Here is a 20,581-nt window from a genome sequence, read left to right as displayed (position 1 = left end):
CATATGGGCACCCGCGCGGTGATACTTGGCGGGAGCATGGCCGGGCTGCTCGCAGCGCGGGTGTTGGCCGAGACCTACACCGAAGTGCTCGTGGTGGACCGCGACGGGTTGCTCGGTGTCACGACACCACGCCGCGGCGTCCCGCAGGGCGCGCACATTCACGGGCTGCTCGCCCGCGGCCATCAGATCCTCGATGAGCTGTTCGACGGGTTTACCGACGACGCGCTGGCGGCCGGCGCGCTGACCGGTGACCTCGGCGAGCACCGGTGGTTCTTCGCGGGGCATGAGGCGTGCAAGGCGGTCACCGGCATGAGGTACCTTTCGGCCACCAGGCCGGTGCTGGAAAGCTTTGTCCGGGACCGGGTCGCGGCGTTGGGCAACGTGAAGTTCCTGGAACAGCATGACATCGTCGGCCTCGTCGCGAGCCCCGACCGGACCCGGATCACCGGCGCACGGGTGCACGACGGATCCGAGGCGACGCTGGAAGGCGACCTCGTGGTGGACGCCACCGGTCGCGGCTCGCGTACCCCGGTGTGGCTGGACGAACTCGGTTACGCCCGGCCGGCCTTCGAACAGATCAAGATCGACTTCAGTTACACCACCAGGCTCTACCGGTTGCCGGACGAGTCGGTGATGAACGGCGTGAAGTCCGTCAACCCGTTGCCCTCTCCGGTAACCCGCCGCAGTGCCTTCTTCTCGGCGATGGAGGACGGCAAGTGGGTGCTCTCGGTCGGTGGGGTGCTCGGTGACCGCGCACCCACCGATCCGGAGGGGTTCCTGGCTTACGTGCGGACCCTGCCGGTCCCGGACATCTACCAGGTGATCGCCGACGCGGAACCGCTCACTGACCCGGTTTCCTTCCGGTTTCCGGCAAGTGTCCGCCCTCGCTACGACAAGCTGACCGGCTTCCCGGACGGATTCATCGTGCTCGGCGACGCGGCCTGCAGCTTCAACCCCGTCTACGGGCAGGGCATGACCGTGTCCGCGCTGGAGGCGTTGGTGCTGCGTGAGCATGTGCGGCGCGGGCCGCTGGAGCCACTAGCGTTCCAGCGGGCCATCGCCGACGTGATCGACGCGCCGTGGGGCACCGCCGCGAGCGGTGACCTTGCCTATCCCGAGGTGGTGGGGAGTCGCCCCGACGAGGTTCTGCAGATGAACGAGTACATGGCGAAGGTGATGGCCGCCGCGTGCCAGGACCCGGAGGTGCTGACCGCGTTCATGCGGGTGGCCGGCCTGGTGGATCCCCCGGCGACGCTGATGGAACCGGACATGAAACGCCGCGTACTCCAGCACGCCGGATGATCTGTTCGACGATCGACTCCAGCCGCCGTGCGGCAGTGACCAAGGGAGCACAATGACAACGGTCGCGGAGGCGTTCGGCGGAGCGCTGGCCGACGCGGGTGTCCGGCACACGTTCGGTGTGGTGGGTGTGGGCAACGTTCGCGTCGTCGCCGCGCTGACCAAGGCGGGGGTGCGGTACATTCCGGCCCGGCACGAGGCCGGTGCCGTGGCGATGGCCGACGCCTACCACCGCGTCTGCGGCGAGGTGGGCGTCTGCACGGTGACCTATGGCCCAGGCCTGACCAACACCGCCACCAGCCTGGCCGACGCGGTGAAGAACCGTAGCGCCGTCGTCCTGCTGTGCGGCGCTCCACCGGGAGGGCGGCCACGGCCCATCGACGTCGACGACGAGTCGTTCGTCGCCTCGCTCGGCGCCGCCGTGGTTCGGGTCACCGCCCCGGTGGACGCCGCGGCGGCGGTGGCCGGCGCGCTGCGGTTCACCAGCGCCGCGAATCGTCCGGTGGTGGTGTTTCTGCCAGTGGACGTGCAGGTGATGCCTGCGGGGACACTTCCACCGGAGATGGCGGAACCGGTGCCGGCCGAGGTGCCTCCGGTGCCCCGGGCGGAGGTCGGGACGGTGATGGAGCTCCTGGGCACCGCCAGCAGCCCGCTGCTGCTGGCCGGACTCGGCGCGTGGCACGCCGGCGCACAGGCCCCGATCGCGGCACTGGCCGACCGGTGTGCCGGTCTGCTCGCGAACACGTTGCTGGCCAAGGGAATCTTCGGGGACAACCCATGGTCGCTCGGCGTCGTGGGCAACCTGTCGTCACCGGCGGCCGCCGAGCTCATCGGCGACGCCGACGTGATCCTGGCGTTCGGCACGAGCCTGAGCGAGTGGACCCTGCACGGCGATCGGTTGGTCAGCCCGAACACCACCCTGGTCCAGGTCGATCTCCGGCCGGAACAGATATCACCGCGGACGGACATCGGGATCGTCGCCGATGCCTTCGACGTCGCGACCGCCCTGTGCGACCGCCTGCTCGTGGCCGGGACGCCGCCATCGGGCTGGCGGCGGCGGATCGCCGGCCGGCTCGATGGCGTGCACTGGGACCAGCAGAACTACACCGACCGCAGCACAGCCGACCGGATCGACCCTCGCACCCTGTCGTTGGCACTGGCCGAACTGCTGCCGAAGGATCGCACGCTGGTCACCGACGGCGGCCACTTCATCGGCTGGCCGGCACGGTACTGGTCGGTCCCCGATCCGGCGGGATTCGTGTTCACCGGTGTGTCGATGCAGAGCATCGGCCTCGGATTCGCCGGTGCCGTCGGTGCCGCCACCGGACGAGCCGACCGCGCCGTCGTGCTGGCCACGGGGGACGGCGGAGCGCTCATGGGACTGTCCGAGCTCGAAACCCTCATCCGTACGGCGGACTCGGCGCTCATCATCGTGTACGACGACGCCGCCTACGGCGCCGAGGTCCACATGTACCGGCACCTCGAGGTGTCCGCGGGCACGGTCTTCACGGACACCGACTTCGACGGCCTGGCCAAGTCGCTCGGCGCGGAGGCGGCGGTGGTGCGGACGCTGGGCGACCTCGACGCCGTCCGCAGCTGGCGTGCCCGTGGCTGCGTGGGCACGTTACTGCTCGATTGCAAGGTCGTCCGGGACGTCGTCGGCGACTACCTGGTCGAGCCGCGGGCCTCGGCAGGATCGACGCACTGACCGATCAACTACACGGACAAGGAGAGGGATACACATGAGTGACCGGACAGTCGTGGATGCCTGGTTGGCGGATCTGACCTTTCCCTACTACATGGACACGCTGTTCGCCCGGGCTCGCCAGTTCGAGCGGGCGCACCCCGAGTACGAGATCAGGATCCGTGGAATCTACTTCGAGGACATGCCCGGCGCGGTAGCACAGGGGGTGCGCGAGGGCACGGTCCCGGCGATCGCGGAGTACTACTACACGGAGACACCGAACGCGCTCGACGAGGTCGACAACGCTGGACGACCGGTGTTCACCTCGGTCTCCACCGCGGTCGGCGACCGGACCGAGATCCTCGGTGAGCCGGTCGTGCTCGACGACATCCTGCCCGCGCTGCGTGCCCAGTACACGTGCTACGGCGAGTTGAGATCGCTGCCCACGGTGGCGACCACCTATAACCTGTTCACCAACGTCACCATGCTCGAGGCCGCGGGCGTCACCGAGGTCCCGCAGACATGGCAGGACCTGCGAGCGGCCTGCGAACGAGTGGTCAAGTCGCCGGGCGGACCGCCGCATGCGATCGGCTGGGCGAACCACGGGATCCCGTTTCAGCACGCCATGGCCGTGCAGGGAGGAAAGATCGCGGACAACGGCAACGGCCGAACGGCATCCGCCCAGAAGATCGACTTCACCATCCCGGAAATGCTTGCCTGGGTGTCCTGGTGGCGCGAGCTGTACAAGGACGGCCTCTACCAGTACTCGGGCGAGACCGGCGACTGGTTCGGCACGTTCCAGCTGTTCGCCGACCAGGAGATCGCCTTCCGGATGAGCTCGTCCAACGACGTCGGCAGCACCGCCGAAGCCGCCAAGGAGGCCGGGTTCGAGCTCGCCGTGACACGGTTCCCGTACAACGCTGACGTGCCGTACCGCGGCAACGTGGTCGCCGGCACCTCGCTGTGGCTGGCCGATGGACTGGACCGGAAGACTCAGGACGGAGCGCTGGCGTTTATGCAGTACCTCGCCAACCCGGGCCACGTCGCCGAGTACCACAAGGAACACAGCTTCATCCCGGTCACCCGTTCCGGATTCGCCTTGCTGGAGCGGCAGGGCTGGTTCGACGAGCAGCCGTACCACCGCGCACCCAACAACCAGCTCGAGGTGATGACCGCCGACGGCCGGCCCGCCGGCGGCGCGCTCGTCGGCAACTACTTCCGGATTCAGGAACTGCTCGCGGAGGCCATGCACGACATGCTGGTGCGCGACGTCGACCCGGTGGAGCGACTGACCCGAGCGTCCGCCGACGCACAGGTACTGCTGGACCAGTACCTTGCCGAGCGTCCCCGTTCCCCCAGGCGTTGATCGCCCGCATGTGGCAACGAAAGCAATACCGCGTAAATATCGCAATTTCGCCACATGTCGGCGCCAGATCGGCAGAGAACGACTAGCCTGGAAGCATGGCGCCCAAACGTTCCTATGACGACGGATGCGCGACAGCGTATGCCTTGGATCTCGTGGGGGAACGTTGGGGACTGCTGATCGTGCGTGAGTTGCTGCTCGGTCCCAAACGCTTCACGGACCTGCGCGGTGATCTGCCCGGCGTCAGTCCTACCGTTCTCGCTCAACGCCTACGCGAGTTCATCCGGGCGGGTGTCGCGCACCGCCGCCGGCTACCGCCGCCGATGCCTTTCCAAGCCTACGAACTGACCGAATGGGGCTACAAGTTGGAACCCGTCATCCACTCGCTCGGCAGGTGGGCCCTGCAGTCTCCGGACCCGCCACGCAGCCCGCCGCTGAGCGTCGACGCCAACGTGTTGTCGCTGCGTGTCATGTTCGACCCGGTCGCGGCCGAAGGGCGCACCGTCCGGTTCGGGCTGTGTGTCGGCGACCGTAGATACCAGGTGTGTGTCGTGGACGGTGAGCTCCAACTGGCCAGGGGTGAGGTCGGCGCACCGGACGCCACCATCGAAACCAACATACCTACCTTGCACGCCTACCTGTGCCGTACCCGCTCGCTGAGCGACTCGCTCGAGCGTGGAGAGATGCGAGTGCGCGGAAGCATGGCGGCGGCGGCCGAACTGCCGACGCTGTTCCGTCCCATCCGGCACCGAGTCCTGGCAGGGTAACCGGAGTCGAACTTCCGCCTCACCTTTCCATGAACACAAACTCACCGTTCCATGCTCGTATCACGTCTTCGGGCAGTCTTTCCTCCCGCTGTGCGAACCCGGCCGTGAGTCTCACGGAGAGATAGCTGTGGAAAGGCCGCCGACTTGGGCCTGATGCCCGCAAGGAGGGATCATGCCGACCACGTTGGGCTCGGTACGCAGGCTGTTGATGACGCCGTCACTGGCCGAGGTCACGTTCGAACGACGGAGCTTCCCACCGGCCCCGGCCGATGTCGCCCGGCATCTGGAGGCCATACCGCAAGCCGTGCTCTGTGGCTTCGAGTGGGGCATCGACACCCGCTCGCAATGGGAGCTGGAACGCAGGCTGTCACTGGTACGCCAGGAACAACTCGGTTTCGCCTACGAGGGCGCGACGATGGCGTGCACGATCCTCGACGCGATGCGCGGCGGACGCGGCCACAAGACCCGCGATCTGCTCGACGGCCCTGGGCGCCCGCACCTGTTCCTGGCCTACATCGGCATCGGGTTCGCCATGGCCCGCCTCCCCCGGCCGCTGTGGCGTCGGGTCCTCCCAGACCTGACCGAGTCCTCGCCGTACCATCCCGCGATGAGCTGGCTCGCGGTGGACGGCTACGGGTTCGACCGCGCCTATTTCGACACCCGCACATGGGTCGAGCGGCAACATGTTCCGGCACCGTACCCCTGGCAAGGCGAGCCGAACTACTTCCACCGGGCGGTCGACCAGGGGATCGGCCGCGCACTGTGGTTCATCCACGGCGCACGACCCGACGACGTAGCCGCCGCGGTCGGCCGGTTCGCCCCCCGACGGCATGCCGACCTGTGGAGCGGGGTGGGCCTGGCGTCGACGTTCGCGGGCCACGCCGAGCCGGACGAGCTACGGACGCTACGCCGCCTCGCGGGGCGGTACCGCGACGAGGTCGCGCTCGGCATGGTGTTCGCTGTCAAAGCGAGGACCTATGCGGGATACGTGCCCAAGCACACCGAGTGGGCAGCGCACGCGCTCGGCGAGGTGGGCATCGACGCGGCGGTAGCACTCGCGGACGGCACGATCGCCCACGGCGACGAGGCAGGCGCCGGCCTGACATACGAGTCATGGCGGCAGAGGATCCGGGCGCACTTCGCTTCCCTGCCTAGGTGAGGCGGTCCTGGGGACGGTGCGTGGGCGAACGGCCGGTGCTCCTCCCGAACGGGTGTCGACACCGTCCACAGCACACTCAGGTGCCCGTCGGCTGCAACTCGCGCGCGTCCAGCAAGGCCAGCAGCACCGGCGGGTCCAGCCGGTTCATCGGCCGCAACGTCAGGTCGGCGACACGCACCTGGGTCTCGGGCCGGATAGTGATCGGCCCGTTGGACCCGATGTACAGCCCGTTGCCGTAATCCTGCGGGCCCGAGATCACCTTGTCCCGGTCGACCGCGACGGAGTAGCCCAGCAGGTACCAGGTTCCCAGCGGCACGTCGCCGAACTCGAACGGCCCCGGGCCGCGCAACACCGTGCACCGCACCGGGCGCCCCTGCGGCAGCCGGTCGGGGAACAGACCCACGAAGACCTTGCCGAGCCCGGACGGGACGGGTGGCGCGCCGATCTGGCCGTGTACGGTCGCGGGCCGGTTCGGGGTCGGTTGCTGGCGCGGGACTGTTCCACAGACCTGCAAGGTGACGCCGCCCATCCGCCGGTACGTGCTCGGTGACATATTCACACTGCGGCGGAACCGGGAGCTGAAGGTCCCGACGCTCTGGTAACCGACTCGCTGGCTGATTTCGGTCACGCTCAGGGACGTGGACAGCAGCAGCCTTTTCGCCTCCTGCAATCGCAGGGCAGCCAGGAAACGGCCCGGTGAAACACCGGTGGCCTTCCGGAAAACTCTCGAGAAATGAAATTTGCTGAACATAGCCGCGCGCGCCATGTCGTCCAACGTGACCTGATCGGCCATATTGTGATACATGATGTCAATTGCGCGGCCAACGGCATTCTCGACCATTTCGTCCACCGCATCCCCCAGGGTAATCAGCCGCACAGCAAAATCATCGACTCACTGGGCTCGCCCGCTTCGCGGTCCGAATCGATGACCGAAAATACTGTTCACAGTGTTGCAGGGCTCGGTTGAAGGCTGGCGACTACCCACGTTAGCAGCCCGTTCCCGGAGAATCAAGCACACAGTGACACCCCGGCCACTCTCCGAACGGAGTGTAGTCACGAACAGCTCGAACGTAAACCAGAATCTTACACAGCGTGACGAAATATCGATTTCCCAAACAGGACGAGTGGATGGCGCATTCAGCAGATGACCCCTTGACCTCCCCCCTGAGAGTCCGTTCCTGAACTGGACTTTTACTGCTCAAGGCGAGTCGAAGAACTCGCCCTCCCGTCTCCCACCACCACCCAAACGGAGACGCTGACACGCCACAGCACTAACACCACGTCTCCCACCACCACCCAAACGGAGACGCTGACACGCCACAGCACTAACACCACGTCTCCCACCACCACCCAAACGGAAACGCTCCGCGCCACAGCGCTCAGCGGCGAACAGCCCACGGGCGGCGAGGCCGGGCGCATGACCTGCGAAGGTGACTTTCCGCGCCGGAGTCCGAGCCCGACCGAGCCGGCCGTGACGCGAGTTTAGGAACAGGCACTGAGAACCGCACGCTGGGAGATGCCGCCGAACAGACGTTGCCAAGAGGATGGATCAGGCGGCACCTGGTACGTAGGCACTCACGTGCGAGGAGATTCCCATTAGTCGTTTCGTGCCGGTGCGGACGGGAGGAAATGGATGGATGCCGACGATGCCCAGACCATGACGCTCGAGGCGTTCGCCGACACCATCGTTCCTGGTGAGCGGCGGTCACCCGGCGACAGGGCGATCGCGGGCGTGGCGACGGGACCGGGCGCGGTCCAAGCCGGTGCGCTCGAGCTGTTGCGGACCTCGGCGACCGGCGTGACAGCCGGGCTCGGCCCGATGACCGAGGCGCTCAACGCGTACGCCGCAACCTACGCCGCGGAACTGGCCCTTGAGCCGGACGACGACGTTCCGCCCTTCGTCGGCCTCTCGTCCGAGCACCGCACCAGGCTGATCACTCGTCTCGTCGCCCCTGACCATCCGGAGAAGGACGGCTGGGTACTGCTTGCGTTGTTCAGTTACATGGCATACGACAGCGCCGCGCACATGCACACGGCCGACGCAATGGCGGCCGGCCACCCCGGTTTGCTCGCCATGGGTTTCGGCAAGCCCGACGAGGACGGCCTGTGGCGTTTCCAGGAACACTCCTACCGCAGGGCGTTGGCACGTCCGCACCCGAACACCACACCTTCCGGGAGCCCGGCATGAGCGTCGAATCAACGGACGTCCTCGTCGTCGGCAGCGGGTTCGGCGGCGCGATCGCCGCCTACTACCTGGCCGCAGGCGGTGCGCGGGTCGTCGTACTCGAACGGGGACCCTGGCTGTCCGGCCAGGACTTCGAACACGACTTCCTGCTGGGTTCCTCGTACACCAGGGTCTTCGACTTCGTGGCAGGCGACGGCATGAGCGTGCTGTCGGGCAACTGCGTCGGCGGCGGCAGCGTCGTGTACTTCGCCGCGCTGCCACGGGCACCACGGTTCGCGTTCGAACGGCACGGCAACATCGGCAAGCGGATGTGGCCAGCAGCGATCAGCCGTGACACCCTCGACCCCTGGTACGACCGGATCGCCGAGGCGATGGTCGTCGAGCAGCAGACCTGGGACGACGTCACCTACGCCGGTGGCCTGTGGGCCGCCGCCTGCGACCATGCCGGGCGCACCGCCAACCCCGTGCCGGTCGGCGTCGATCACTCCAAGTGCACCCACTGCAACTGGATGATGGCCGGATGCCGGTTCGACGCCAAGCGCTCACTGCTGTTCAACTACGTTCCCGCGGCGGTCGCGCATGGCGCGGACATCCGGCCGCTACACGAGGTGCAACGCATCTCGCGCACCAACGAGGGCCATTACCGCGTGCACTACACGAACATCGACGAGGAGGACTACCGGATCCACACCGGGGAAGGTGCGATAGACGCCAAGATCATCGTACTCGCCGCGGGAGCGGGTGCCACGCCGCTGATCCTCAAACGTTCCGAGGACACGCTCGGCGCCATGCCGCACGCGGTCGGCCGGTACTTCTCCGGCAACGGCGAACGACTGAACACCGCCGTGCTCAACGAGGATCGCGTGCGAGACGTACTGGGCCTCGACCGTGGCAACGGGGTGGCCTACGAGGCCAACCAGATCGGGAACGGCCCGGTCGTGGCCAACTGGGATCGGTTGGACGGATCACTCCCGGAGTATTCCCGGTTCTCCTTGGAACAACTGTACTTCCCTCCCGGCCTCGGTACGATCCTGGCGCAGGCGCCCGGCGCGGCCGATCCGGCGTGGTTCGGGCCGGCCAAGAAGGCGATGCTCAGTCGTTGGAAGTCCTGGCTGATCATCTTCCAGATGATCGAGGACGACAACGAGGGTGTGTTCGGAACTCCCCCACCGACCGGCAACGCCTACCGTATCTCCCAACAGATGCTGGGCCGCGGTGTGCTGCACTACGACCCGACGCCGAACACCCTGCGTGGTTGGGCCGAGGCGGACGCCGAGGTCAAGGACATCCTCGAGCGCGACGGTCTCGCCGAGGTCACTCCGTGGACCAACGACCTGGTCGGCGCGTACACGGTGCATCCACTGGCATCGTGCCGGATCGGCGACGACCCCGCGACATCAGCCCTTGATGACCGGCACGAGCTGCGCGGACATCCGGGCATCTTCGTCACCGACGGGTCGTCCGTGCCCGGCGCGCTCACCGTCAACCCCGCGCTCACCATCGGCGCGTTGGCCGAACGTGCCATCCCCGGAATCGTTCAGGCGGCACGGGAACGCGGGATAGCCGTGAGCTACCACGCACCGGTTCCCACCGGATTCACGTCGGCGTCCGCGGCGGCACGGACCACGGTATGACCACTCGACGATCCAGCTACCCGGACTGGTCGTCCGCCCGCCGCCACCCAGCCGGGACCGCACTCACCTCCACCAGCCTGAGCGGAGGTTGGCAGCGTTCGCACACCATCCGGGGAACCACGTGCCCGCCACACCCCTCATGCACCACCCGCGTCGGCGGCCCGGGCAAGTCGTCGGCGTAGTACTCGTCTCCCCAGTTCATGAGGGTGACGACGACGGGCGAGAGCGCACGCCCCTTGCCCGTGAGCCGGTACTCGTACCGGGCCGGTCGCTGCTGGTACCTGACCCGTTCCAGGACTCCGTGCTCGACGAGAAGGTTCAGCCTGGCGGTGAGCACGTTGCGAGGAATACCCAGCGTATCGCGGAAGCCCTCGAAGCGGGTGATACCGAGGAGCGCGTCCCGGATGATCAGCAGCGTCCACCGTTCACCCACGACTTCCAACGCACGCGCGACGGTGCAGCGTTGGCCACCGTACGTCCTTCTCGTCATTCCACATATTATAGTGCCTGTCTACTAACGAGTATGCTGGGTAAAATGACCACAAGCCTCCGCAAGGAGCCAGGTCGGCGCCGCGGGGTGCTCGCTCGAACTGAGCCCGGCCGGCACCTTCGTGCGCGGCTGCTGGTCGTAGTGGCCGACCGAGCGTCGGGAGCACGCGGAGTGCGCGCGTAGGACCGCGCGTAAACACCGTGCCCGCCACTCGAACGGCGGTACCGCAGTTGTCATCCGTCCTTCTCACCGCCGGCTCGACGGCACCGCCGCCGACGTCAGCCGACGCACCGGCGCCGACCGGCCGGACCGCGCTTTGCCGCCGCCGCGTTCGGATCATTCAACGACGCCAGCAACAGTGCCCGCATGAGCGAAGGTGATTACCGGAGACGCAATCATGATCGACGCTGCCCGCTGTCGCAAAAGACCAGATCCACGACTTCGCACGATCAACCGAAGGTCAGAGCGGCCCGGTAATGGATACTATCATGTCAGTTGCTCCAACGAACTAACATGAAGTACCGTGCTAACCGTGTGCTACCGAACGGAGACAGACTTGAGTAGAATTCTGCTCCAAAGAGCGCTCCGTAGATCGCTGAACCGAATTCAGCATGTGTCGCCGGCCCCGGTGCGCCGGGCCAATGGTCTGACCACCTCGGTGTACCGGCAGGTGGAGCGAGACTTCGGTATGATCGCGCCCCCGGTCGCACTGCACTCGCCCGCTCCAAGCGTGATGGCCGCCTGCTGGCTCATGCTTCGGGAGTCGCTCGTCGTCACCGATCGGGTCGACCGGGACACCAAGGAGGCAGTCGCCGCGGCCGTGTCGCTGGGCAACGTGTGCCCCTATTGCGTGGACGTGCACAGCATGACGCTGGAAGCGTTGAGCGTCGCGGCCCCGGACGATCCGGAAACCGACCACGGCGTTCGCCGCGTCGTTGACTGGGCACGCAGCAGCGCGAGCGCCACGACCACGACAAGTCACGTGCCGTTCCCGCTCACGCATGTCCCGGAACTGGTCGGCGTGGTGCTGACATTCCACTACATCAACCGCATGGTCAACACATTCCTGCCGGATTCGCCCCTGCCCCGGAGCATACCCCAGGCCGCACGCGGCCGAACGTTGCGCATGCTCGGCCGTTTCATGAGTACGGCAGCCCAGGTCCACCACGCGCCGGGAGCTTCGCTCGAGCTACTACCCGCCGCGCCGCTGCCGAGTGATCTGGCCTGGGCGCGCGGCAATCCGTCGATTGCCGAGGCTTTCGCCCGTGCCACGGCGACGATCGACGCCGCAGGCACCCGCTCGGCACCGGAAACGGTGCGGGCGTTGCTGCATCGCATACTGGCCGACTGGGCCGGCGATCCACCGGACCACGCCCTCGTCGCCGAGGCGGTTGACGAGTTGCCGCCATCCGACCGGGCGGCGGGACGGATCGCGGTACAGACCGCGCTCGCCTCGGCGCAGTTGGATTCCTCGACGATCGCGGAGTTTCGGAAAGCCCGACCGGATGACAAGTCTCTCGTCGAGCTGACCTCCTGGGCCAGCATGTCGGCGGCACGGCGAATCGGCTCGTGGATCACCGTCAAACTCAAGGAACACCATCCCTTGCTCGGCTAGGGCCATGGTTGGCGCGACTCCCAGCCGGCCATACTGTCCATAATGTAGCTTCGGATCAGCGCCGCGCGCGCCACGATTCGAGAATCGCCGGTCCCGGCTATCTCAGTGACGACCACTGTACCTGTATCCAACGCGCGGAAGATCGGCTGAGTCGAGCACTCAATCCAGGCCGTCCCGAAACTCGGGCGAGCGGTCCAGCTCGCGTTCGCACCATTTCTCCGCGGCTCGCCGCGAGTTTGCGCCAAGCCCTCCACCTCCGTGCGTGGCGCCGACCGATCTCCCCCGACAACCAAGTCCGTTCCCCGGGACACCAGGGCCTGTTCAGTTCCTTGACAAGGGTCGGTCACTTGATGATCGAGTACGAATTGAGGAACACTGGTCGCATGCACCCAGAAGCCGCAGCGGAGCTCCGTGAAGTCCGTGACTTGCTGATGACGTTCACAGAGCCCTCCTGCATCCATCGCGCCGACGAATTGGAAGGGGCTACCGGCAAGGTCACCCGCGCTATGGATTTGCTCGGCGCCGATGCGGACCGGATCCAGTTGCGTCTCGCGTTGGCAATCAAGGCCCTCCGTGCCGCGGAGAGGGCGGCAAAAGCCTACCGGCGCAACCCGGTGACCCGGCCGATCTCCCAAGCACGATTCGCCTCGAAGACGGGTTCGGCGATGGGTGCTGTCCAGGTTGTCCTGGAAGAACTGGACCCGGCGGAAAGCGCCGCCCGGGACAAGTTCCACGGTCAGTAGCACACGGTCGGGCGGCCGGACTTGCGGGCCGCGGCCTGACGTATGGCGCGACGGCCCGCGTCGTGTGGTCGCCGGGCGGTCGCGCGGTCCGCGGTCAGGCGTCGGTGTTGAGCATGGCGACGGTCGGTACGTTGCCGGCCACTCCCCAGCCGCCGTCGACGCCGACGCGACGGCGGAACTCCACGCGGATGCGGTCGGGGACCGCGCGAACACCCTCGCCGGCGTCGCGGCAAGTGCCCGATATGGACGGTCGCCTTGGTTGCTCGAGGTCAACTGCCTCAACCTGTTCGTCGAAGACGGCCGCCAGCGGCTGCTCTGGTTCACCCCGGCGATCGGCACGGACAGCACCGACAAGCTGGACCTGCTCACCGTCATCGGCACGCAGGAGTTCGCCGGGCGCTCAGCCTGAACACCCTGCTCAGCCCGCCGCTGAGGACGCGGGCGAGGTCCGGCATCGACACGATGATTGATCGAGTTTTACGCTGAAGCGATCAAACGAGCAGCCGAGGTGGATGTCATGCGGGAGTCGGGCGCGGACCGGCGGCAACGAATCCTGGCCATGGTGGAAACGCGGGGCGAGGTACGGGTCACCGAGCTCGCCGCCGAGCTGGGAGTCTCGGTTGTCACCGCCCGCCGCGACGTCGAGGACCTCGCGCGAGCGGGCAGGCTCCGCAGGGGCCACGGTGTGGCGCGCTCGCTCGTGCCGGCGCGGCAGGCGCCGGTACCGGACGAGCCGAGCAGGGGCGTGGTCGCACTGGTCGTCCCCGAGCGCCACGCCTACCTCAACGAGGTCGTGCACGGGGCGCGTGCCGCGCTGGAGGAGGCATCCGTGCGGGTTGTGCTCCACCCGGCGCCGCAGGTCGCGGGTGCCGAGCGGCCCATCGTGCAGCGCGTGCTCTCCGGCGAGGACGTGCGCGGGCTGTTGATCGCGCCGCGCTGGCGCACCGCGGCGGACGAGGAGGCCGACGATCGCTGGCTGGCCGATGTCGACGTGCCGCTGGTGCTGATGGAACGCGAGCCCCGCGCGGGCAGCGCCCTGCACTCGCGGGACTCGGTGTACACGGATCACTGGTACGGCATGCGTCTGGCGGTGGAGCATCTGGTGTCGCTCGGGCACCGGCGGCTGGTGCTGGCCGCGCGGGACGACAGCCCGACCGCCCGAGCCCTGCGCGCCGCGTTCGCCACGGCGTGCCAGGCGCGGCCGCAGGTGCAGGACTGGGCCGTGGTGCTCAGCGCGCCGGACGCCGGCGCCGATCCGGACGTCGCCCCGCACGAGCCGTCGCTGGCCGAGACGATGCGCGAGCGCGGTGCCACCGGCGTGATCATGCACGGCGACATCGACGCCCTGATCCTCGTTCAGCGGCTGGCCGAAGCCGGGCTCGCCGCGCCCCGGGACTACTCGGTCGTCGCCTACGACGACGTCGTGGCCTCGCTCGGCAGCCCGCCGCTGACCGCCGTCGCGCCGGCCAAGGCGGAGGTGGGGCGACTCGCGGCCGAGCTCCTGCTCGAACGCCTCGGCCGCGGCCCGGCGGCAGGGCCCGCGCGCCGGGTGGCGGTGCTCCCCGAGCTGACGGTGCGCACCTCCGCCAGAATGAACGTTTGACCGAGTTGGCCGATTCTGTTGACCGTAATTCGTTCAGTTGATCAGACTGAGGATATCCGCTTGTGAACCGCAGGAGACGACGATGCCCGCAACCCGCCGGTCGGTGCTCACCGCGAGCCTGGCCCTGCCGCTGGCGGCCGGGTGCTCGGCGGCAGGTACCAGTGCATCGGCCGGACCCGTCCGGATCACGTTCTGGTCGGCATTGCGCGGCAGCCAGCAGGTCGTCAACGCGTTCAACCGCGCGCAGAAACGTATCCACGTCGATTTTCAACAGATCCCGTCCGGGGACCAGGGCGGCTACGCGAAACTGAGCACCGCGGCCCGTGCGGGCAACGCGCCCGACGTTGCCACCATCGAGTACCCGCAGGTGCCCGGTTTCGCGATCGACGGCGTCGCCCGCGATATCACCGACCTGGTCAGTGACCGGCTGCGGGCGAAGCTGCTGCCGCGGGCGCTGGGCCTGACGACGTTCGCCGGGCGGGTGTTCACGGTGCCGCTCGACGTCGAGCCGATGGTGCTGCACTACCGGACCGACCTGTTCGCCGAGCTCGGCCTGGCCGTTCCGCGGACATGGGACGAGTTCGCCGCGGCCGCCCGCAGGGTCCGGGACGCCCGGCGCCGGATCGCGTTGTTCCCGACCGATGGTGCGTTGCAGTTCGCCGCGTTCGCTTGGCAGGCCGGGGCGGGCTGGTTCGACACGTCCGGCGGCGCCTGGAACCTCTCGCTCACCGACGGTCCGACACGCCGTGTCGCCGGGTACTGGCAGCAGCTGATCGACGACGGTTTGGTCTTCGCCAACGCGTCGCTCAGCAGGGAGCACGACGCGCAGATCGGTCAGGGCCGTGTGCTCGCCCGGCTCAGCGGTGCCTGGGACGCGGGCGCGCAGATGACGTCCCGCCCTGGCCAGCGAGGCAAGTGGGCCGTCGCGCCGCTGCCGCGGTGGGACCTCGCGCATCCCGCGGTCGGCACGCACGGGGGCTCGACCTTCGCTGTCACCAGGGACAGTGCTCATCCCGAAGCGGCGATGGAGTTCATCGAATGGCAGGTCACCCATCCCGATGCCCTGCGTGCCAGGCTCTCTAGCGGCACCAGCAGCCAGTACCCGGCCGCGCCCGCGCTCGTCGACGTCGGGCGCAGGGCGTTCGACCGGTCCTACTACGGCGGCCAGGACATCTACCGTGTCTTCGAGGAGGAAGCGGCAAAGATCCGCGACGGTTGGATGTGGGGCCCGCGGATGAGTGCCACCCAGCGTGTGCTGCAGGACGGCTTTGCCAGGGCCGGTGCCGGGCAGGGCACCTTACTCGGCGCGGTCCGCGATGCGCAGCGCGCCACCATGGCGGATCTGGCGGCCCTCGGCCTGGCCACGACCACGCACGGCGGCTGAAAGGAGGTCACGGATGACGATCACGCGCTCCCGCCCGGCGCTCCGGCCGGCGCCCGCGCCGGTACCCCGGCGACGCGGCCGGCACAAGGAGCTCGTCGCCTGCGCCGTCCTGATGGCCCCGTTCTTCGTCCTGCTGGTGACGGTGTTCCTCGTCCCGGTCGGCACCGCGGTGTGGCTGAGCTTCTTCGGCGCCGACCAACCAGGACTCGGGTTCGGCCCGGAACGGACCGTCTTCGTGGGTCTGCGCAGCTACCTCGCCGTGCTGTCGGACCCGACCTTCCTCAGCGGACTCGGCGTCATCGCGCTCTACAGCCTGATCTACCTGCCGCTGCTGGTCGTCGCGTCCCTCGGCCTCGCCCTGCTGCTGGATTCCGCGGCCGCGCGGCTGCGGTCGGTGGCGCGGCTGGGGCTGTTCCTGCCCCACGCCGTGCCCGGGATCATCGCAGCGATCATCTGGCTCTACCTCTACACTCCCGGACTCAGCCCGGTGGTCGAGCTGCTGGGCAAGGCCGGGATCACGGTGGACTTCCTGGGAATTCACGCGGTTCTCCCGGCGATCGTGAATATCGCCCTGTGGAGCAACCTCGGCTACAACGTGGTCATCTTCTACGCCGCGTTGCAGGCGGTGCCGCGGGAGATACTCGAGGCAGCGGTGGTGGACGGCGCCGGACCCATCCGTACGGCGCTGCGGATCAAGGCCCCGCTGATCCGCGCGTCGGTGGTGATGGTCGTGCTGTTCACGCTGATCTGGTCGCTGCAGCTGTTCACCGAGCCGATGCTGCTGTCGCAGTCAACGCCGATGGTCACCGCACGGTTCTCGCCGAGCATGTACATCTACGACGCCGCGTTCACCCGCAACAACTACGGCCTCGCGGCGTCCGCGTCGGTGATCCTGCTCGCCTGCACAATCGCGCTGTCCTACGGCGTGACGCGCTGGACCAACCGTACCAGGGAGGCGAGTCGGTGAGCACCAGACTCCTCAGCCGTACGGCCGTCAACACCGTCGTCGGAATCTCGGTGCTGTACACGCTGCTACCGGTGCTGTGGCTGGTGCTCGCCGCGGCGAAGAACGGCGACGCGCTCTTCAGCAGCGATCTGCTTTCCTGGCGCGGGTTCTCCCCGCTGGAGAACCTGCGCGATCTACTCGCGATGGACAACGGCATCTACGGCCGGTGGTATGCCAACAGCCTGCTCTACGGGGTGGTCGGGGCCGCGATCGGTGCACTGGTCAGCATCGCCTGCGGCTACGCCTTCGACAAGTACCACTTCCGGCACAAGGAAAAGCTCTTCGGGCTCGTGCTCGCCGCCGTGATGGTGCCGCAGACCGTGCTCGCGCTCCCGCTCTACCTGATGGCCTCCGGTACCGAGCTGGTCGACACCGTGTGGGCGGTGTTCGTACCGGTGCTGTTCAACCCCTTCGGCGTCTACCTCGGCCGGGTGTTCAGCCAGGGCTACGTGCCCGGCGAGATCATCGAGGCCGCGCGGATCGACGGCGCGAGCGAACTGGCGACCTACTTCCGCGTCGCACTGCGGATGCTGGTCCCCGGAGCGGTGACGGTGTTCCTGTTCCAGCTCACGGCCATCTGGAACAACTTCTTCCTGCCCATGGTGATGCTCTCCAGCCAGCAGCTCTACCCGGTCAGTCTCGGCCTCTACACGTGGAACAGCTCGGCAACCGTCTCGCCCGAGTACTACCCGGTGGTCGTCATGGGCTCGTTGCTGGCGATCATCCCGCTGCTGGTGGCGTTCGTGCTGCTGCAACGGTTCTGGCGGTCCGGGCTCACGGCCGGAGCGGTCAAGTGAGCCGCCCACGCGCCGCGCTCGCGATGGCCACGGACGCGGCGTCGGCCGTCCTCGACGAGACCGCGTTGCGGGCGCTGCGCCAGGTGTGCGACCTCGCCGACGGCGTGCTCGACGACTTCACCGTCCCCGAAACCCGCGAGACGTTGCGCGACGTCGAGCTGCTGGTCACCGGCTGGGGCTGCCCGCCCCTGGACGCCGCGGTGCTCGCCGGTGCACCCCGGCTGCGTGCTGTGGCCCATACAGCCGGGTCGGTCCGCGCGCACGTCACCGGGGCGTGCTGGGATCGGGGGATCGAGGTGAGTTCGGCGGCCGCCGCCAACGCGGCACCGGTGGCCGAGTACACGGTGGCGATGATCCTGATGTCGGGCAAGCGGGTACTCGAACGTGCCCGCGGGTACCGGGCTGGTCGCGTCCGCGACGACTGGCTGGCCGTGCCCCGGCATGTCGGCAACTTCCGGCGGACGGTCGGCATCCTGTCCGCTTCGATGATCGGCCGCCGGGTGATCGAGCTGTTACGCCCGTACGACCTGCGGGTCCTGGTGCACGATCCCTACGTGAGCGCTGCGGGGATGGCCCGGCTCGGGGCCGAGGTGGTCAGCCTGACCGACCTGTTCGCGCGCAGCGACGTCGTCAGTGTCCACGCACCGCTGCTCCCGGAAACGCGCGGGCTGGTCGGGCGCGAGCTGATCGGGTCGATGCGTCCGGACGCCGTGCTGATCAACACCGCGCGCGGCGCCGTGCTCGATCAGGAGGCTCTCGCCGAGGCGACCGCGGCTGGGCGGATCCGCGCGATCCTCGATGTCACCGAACCGGAGGTCCTGCCACCCGACCACCCGCTGTGGGACGACGACAACGTCCTGATCACCCCGCACCTGGCGGGTTCGCAGGGCAACGAATGGGGCCGGCTGGCGGAGCTGGCCATCGCCGAGGTCACCAGGTGGGCGTCCGGCGAGGGGTTCGCTCATCCGGTCCGGCGTGAGCAGATGGGCGTGATCGCGTGAAGCTGCCGCCTGAGGACCGGGCGCTGAGTCCGTACACCGGCTACACCAGGAACCACTGGGTCGCCGCCGCGGACGGGCTGCTGGAGGCCGCGTGGCGGTGGTCCACCCCCGGCGGGGCACTGCTCGACCTGCCTGGGCCCGCCTCGGCGAACGGCGCCCGCTCGGACGGTCTCGAAGGCTTCGCCCGGACGTTCCTCGCCGCCGGATTCCGCGTCGCCGGGGAAGCCGGTGCGGACCCGCACGGCTGGCTGGACCGCTACGCGCGGGGCCTCGACGCGGGTACCCGCACGCCGGGACGAGACGGCGCCGAGTCGTGGCCGGTGATCCTCGACTACGACGTGGCCGGGCAGCCGATGGTGGAGTCCGCCTCCGTGGCGCTCGGGCTCCGGCTGACGCGTCCCTGGCTTTGGGACACCCTCGACGGGCGCGTGCGGGACCGGATCGAAGGGTGGCTCCGGGGCGCGCTGCGGCACGTACCCTCGCCGAACAACTGGCACCTGTTCCCCTACACCGTGGCCGGGTTCCTGGAATCGGTGGGCCGCGGCGACGCCGAGACCGCGCGGGCCCGTGACCGGGCGCTGGAACTGCTCGAAGGCTGGTACCGCGGGCACGGCTGGTATGCCGACGGCGACGGGCGGGCCTTCGACTATTACAACGGCTGGGCGCTGCACCTGTACCCGGTGCTGGACGCTCACCTCGCCGGAGTGCCCACGGCACTGGGCGCGCGGCTGCGCGAGCATCTGGGAGCCTTCGCCCTGTGGTTCGGGGGCGACGGCAGTCCCATCCATTTCGGACGATCGTTGACCTACCGGTTCGGCGCGGGGGCTGCCGTCGGGCTGGGCGCGATCACCGCGGAAACCCCGCTGCGACCAGGGGTCTCCCGGCGCCTGCTCAGCGGCGCGCTACGGTACTTCGTCGACCGCGGTGCCGTCGGCGAGGACGGACTGCTGAGCCTGGGCTGGCATGGTCCGCACCGGCCGACCGTGCAGTTCTACTCCGGGCCTGGATCGCCGTACTGGGCGTCGAAGGCGTTCGTGTGCCTGCTCGCACCACCCCAGCACCCACTGTGGACGGCGAGGGAGGAACCCGCGCCCAGCGAGGTCGCCGACACGGCGCTCGCTCTGCCCACGCCGGGACTGTTGCTGCAGTCCACCGCCTCCGACGGGGTGGTCCGGCTGCACAACCACGGCAGCGACCACGTCCGGCCGCGCGAAGCCGAGGCGGCCGATGGTGACGACCCGCACTACGGCCGCTTCGCCTACTCCACCCGCACCGGCCCTACCACGCGGGGCAACGTGGCGGACAACCACTTCGCGGTCGTCGTCGGAGGAGTGCGCAGTGTCCGCCGGCGGATCCATCCGCTCGGCGCGGGCCAGGGTGATGGCTGGGGATGGGGCGCGTCCTGGCATCGCCCGATCTTCGGGCGTGGTCCGGCGGCGGTACCGGGCCTGCGTGTCGAGAGTGTCACCGTGGCTCGCGGGCGCGACGAAGTGCGGGTGCATCGTGTGGTCGGCGCTCCGCCAGGTGCGCGCGCCGAGCAGACGGGCTGGGCGACCGGCCCCGGAGAGTCGGTGCTCCGCCCCCTGGCCGGCTGGAGCCGGCAGGACGAGGTGCGCGCTCCGCACGGTACCGCCTATGTCCCGTGGGCCGTGCTCCCGTGTCTGAGCGCGGACGTTCTCGGCACAGGGGTGCTGGCCGCGCTGGCGGTGCTGGGTGCCGAGGCCGGCGATCCGGTGGCCTCGGCCACCATCGACGGGGTCGAGATCCGCTGGCCGGACGGCTTCGCGGTCGCGATCCGGTTCGACCCGCTCGATGTCGTCCCCGGGTGAGCGGTGACTCCCGACCCGAACG

The 20,581-nt window shown here is 68.5% G+C and carries 18 protein-coding genes; 16 read left to right on the top strand and 2 right to left on the bottom strand.

Annotated elements, in window-relative coordinates:
* The first annotated feature begins 3 nt into the window (after positions 1 to 3).
* The 5 genes from FB471_RS25065 to FB471_RS25045 all read left to right on the top strand — a co-directional run bounded on the left by FB471_RS25065 (position 4) and on the right by FB471_RS25045 (position 6,272).
* On the top strand, positions 4 to 1,302 hold the full coding sequence (locus FB471_RS25065; RefSeq protein ID WP_142000796.1) for an FAD-dependent oxidoreductase: 1,299 nt from the start codon (positions 4 to 6) through the stop codon (positions 1,300 to 1,302).
* Between the two features lie 52 nt (positions 1,303 to 1,354).
* Complete coding sequence (locus FB471_RS25060) at positions 1,355 to 3,007, top strand: thiamine pyrophosphate-binding protein (protein ID WP_142000795.1); 1,653 nt, start codon at positions 1,355 to 1,357, stop codon at positions 3,005 to 3,007.
* Positions 3,008 to 3,041: 34 nt separating this feature from the next.
* Positions 3,042 to 4,349, top strand: coding sequence for an ABC transporter substrate-binding protein (locus FB471_RS25055; RefSeq protein ID WP_142000794.1), 1,308 nt, complete (start codon positions 3,042 to 3,044; stop codon positions 4,347 to 4,349).
* 95 nt (positions 4,350 to 4,444) lie between these two features.
* Positions 4,445 to 5,113, top strand: coding sequence for a winged helix-turn-helix transcriptional regulator (locus FB471_RS25050; RefSeq protein ID WP_142000793.1), 669 nt, complete (start codon positions 4,445 to 4,447; stop codon positions 5,111 to 5,113).
* A 172-nt stretch (positions 5,114 to 5,285) separates the two neighbouring features.
* Positions 5,286 to 6,272, top strand: a complete 987-nt coding sequence (locus FB471_RS25045; RefSeq protein WP_142000792.1) for a DUF1702 family protein — start codon at positions 5,286 to 5,288, stop codon at positions 6,270 to 6,272.
* A gap of 76 nt (positions 6,273 to 6,348) precedes the next feature.
* Here the strand turns inward: FB471_RS25045 and FB471_RS25040 are convergent, their stop codons facing one another.
* On the bottom strand, positions 6,349 to 7,149 hold the full coding sequence (locus FB471_RS25040) for a helix-turn-helix domain-containing protein (protein ID WP_342779468.1): 801 nt from the start codon (positions 7,147 to 7,149) through the stop codon (positions 6,349 to 6,351).
* 756 nt (positions 7,150 to 7,905) lie between these two features.
* Between FB471_RS25040 and FB471_RS25035 the strand changes: the two genes are divergently transcribed.
* Positions 7,906 to 8,460: a DUF5987 family protein gene (locus FB471_RS25035; protein WP_142000791.1), complete on the top strand. Its 555-nt coding sequence runs from the start codon at positions 7,906 to 7,908 to the stop codon at positions 8,458 to 8,460.
* Entirely contained in the window at positions 8,457 to 10,091 is a 1,635-nt protein-coding gene (locus FB471_RS25030; protein WP_142000790.1) for an FAD-dependent oxidoreductase, read from the top strand. Before FB471_RS25035 ends, FB471_RS25030 begins: the two co-directional genes overlap by 4 nt.
* 16 nt (positions 10,092 to 10,107) lie before the next feature.
* Here the strand turns inward: FB471_RS25030 and FB471_RS25025 are convergent, their stop codons facing one another.
* A complete protein-coding gene (locus tag FB471_RS25025) occupies positions 10,108 to 10,581 on the bottom strand; it encodes a winged helix-turn-helix transcriptional regulator (RefSeq protein WP_142000789.1) in 474 nt (157 codons plus the stop codon).
* A 556-nt stretch (positions 10,582 to 11,137) separates the two neighbouring features.
* Here FB471_RS25025 and FB471_RS25020 point away from each other — a divergent pair.
* The 9 genes from FB471_RS25020 (at position 11,138) to FB471_RS24980 (ending at position 20,559) form a co-directional block, all read left to right on the top strand.
* A complete protein-coding gene (locus FB471_RS25020) occupies positions 11,138 to 12,196 on the top strand; it encodes a carboxymuconolactone decarboxylase family protein (RefSeq protein WP_142000788.1) in 1,059 nt (352 codons plus the stop codon).
* Between the two features lie 350 nt (positions 12,197 to 12,546).
* Positions 12,547 to 12,939: a hypothetical protein gene (locus FB471_RS25015; RefSeq protein WP_142000787.1), complete on the top strand. Its 393-nt coding sequence runs from the start codon at positions 12,547 to 12,549 to the stop codon at positions 12,937 to 12,939.
* A 259-nt stretch (positions 12,940 to 13,198) separates the two neighbouring features.
* Positions 13,199 to 13,348 carry a hypothetical protein gene (locus FB471_RS25010; RefSeq protein WP_211358134.1) on the top strand — a complete coding sequence of 50 codons (150 nt, stop codon included), beginning with the start codon at positions 13,199 to 13,201 and terminating at the stop codon, positions 13,346 to 13,348.
* A 108-nt stretch (positions 13,349 to 13,456) separates the two neighbouring features.
* Positions 13,457 to 14,542, top strand: coding sequence for a substrate-binding domain-containing protein (locus FB471_RS25005; RefSeq protein ID WP_142000786.1), 1,086 nt, complete (start codon positions 13,457 to 13,459; stop codon positions 14,540 to 14,542).
* 82 nt (positions 14,543 to 14,624) lie between these two features.
* The gene (locus FB471_RS25000; protein WP_142000785.1) at positions 14,625 to 15,926 is read left to right on the top strand and encodes an ABC transporter substrate-binding protein; all 1,302 of its coding nucleotides are present in this window, start codon (positions 14,625 to 14,627) and stop codon (positions 15,924 to 15,926) included.
* Positions 15,927 to 15,939: 13 nt separating this feature from the next.
* On the top strand, positions 15,940 to 16,893 hold the full coding sequence (locus FB471_RS24995; RefSeq protein WP_142000784.1) for a carbohydrate ABC transporter permease: 954 nt from the start codon (positions 15,940 to 15,942) through the stop codon (positions 16,891 to 16,893).
* Positions 16,890 to 17,729, top strand: coding sequence for a carbohydrate ABC transporter permease (locus tag FB471_RS24990; RefSeq protein WP_142000783.1), 840 nt, complete (start codon positions 16,890 to 16,892; stop codon positions 17,727 to 17,729). The genes FB471_RS24995 and FB471_RS24990 overlap by 4 nt, the downstream gene beginning before the upstream one ends.
* Positions 17,726 to 18,730, top strand: a complete 1,005-nt coding sequence (locus tag FB471_RS24985; RefSeq protein WP_142000782.1) for a hydroxyacid dehydrogenase — start codon at positions 17,726 to 17,728, stop codon at positions 18,728 to 18,730. Before FB471_RS24990 ends, FB471_RS24985 begins: the two co-directional genes overlap by 4 nt.
* Complete coding sequence (locus tag FB471_RS24980; RefSeq protein WP_142000781.1) at positions 18,727 to 20,559, top strand: DUF2264 domain-containing protein; 1,833 nt, start codon at positions 18,727 to 18,729, stop codon at positions 20,557 to 20,559. Before FB471_RS24985 ends, FB471_RS24980 begins: the two co-directional genes overlap by 4 nt.
* The last annotated feature ends 22 nt before the right edge of the window (positions 20,560 to 20,581 follow it).

The sequence above is a fragment of the Amycolatopsis cihanbeyliensis genome (genome assembly GCF_006715045.1).
Lineage (GTDB): Bacteria > Actinomycetota > Actinomycetes > Mycobacteriales > Pseudonocardiaceae > Amycolatopsis > Amycolatopsis cihanbeyliensis.
The sequence above is the reverse complement of the archived record's forward strand: the minus strand, read 5'-3'. Positions and strand labels throughout refer to the sequence as shown.

Coding starts and splice junctions, on each gene's coding strand:
- FB471_RS25065 (WP_142000796.1), top strand. CDS start 4: ATGGGCACCCGCGCGGTGATACTTGGCGGGAGCATGGCCGGGCTGCTC.
- FB471_RS25060 (WP_142000795.1), top strand. CDS start 1,355: ATGACAACGGTCGCGGAGGCGTTCGGCGGAGCGCTGGCCGACGCGGGT.
- FB471_RS25055 (WP_142000794.1), top strand. CDS start 3,042: ATGAGTGACCGGACAGTCGTGGATGCCTGGTTGGCGGATCTGACCTTT.
- FB471_RS25050 (WP_142000793.1), top strand. CDS start 4,445: ATGGCGCCCAAACGTTCCTATGACGACGGATGCGCGACAGCGTATGCC.
- FB471_RS25045 (WP_142000792.1), top strand. CDS start 5,286: ATGCCGACCACGTTGGGCTCGGTACGCAGGCTGTTGATGACGCCGTCA.
- FB471_RS25035 (WP_142000791.1), top strand. CDS start 7,906: ATGGATGCCGACGATGCCCAGACCATGACGCTCGAGGCGTTCGCCGAC.
- FB471_RS25030 (WP_142000790.1), top strand. CDS start 8,457: ATGAGCGTCGAATCAACGGACGTCCTCGTCGTCGGCAGCGGGTTCGGC.
- FB471_RS25025 (WP_142000789.1), bottom strand. CDS start 10,581: ATGACGAGAAGGACGTACGGTGGCCAACGCTGCACCGTCGCGCGTGCG.
- FB471_RS25015 (WP_142000787.1), top strand. CDS start 12,547: ATGATCGAGTACGAATTGAGGAACACTGGTCGCATGCACCCAGAAGCC.
- FB471_RS25005 (WP_142000786.1), top strand. CDS start 13,457: ATGCGGGAGTCGGGCGCGGACCGGCGGCAACGAATCCTGGCCATGGTG.
- FB471_RS25000 (WP_142000785.1), top strand. CDS start 14,625: ATGCCCGCAACCCGCCGGTCGGTGCTCACCGCGAGCCTGGCCCTGCCG.
- FB471_RS24995 (WP_142000784.1), top strand. CDS start 15,940: ATGACGATCACGCGCTCCCGCCCGGCGCTCCGGCCGGCGCCCGCGCCG.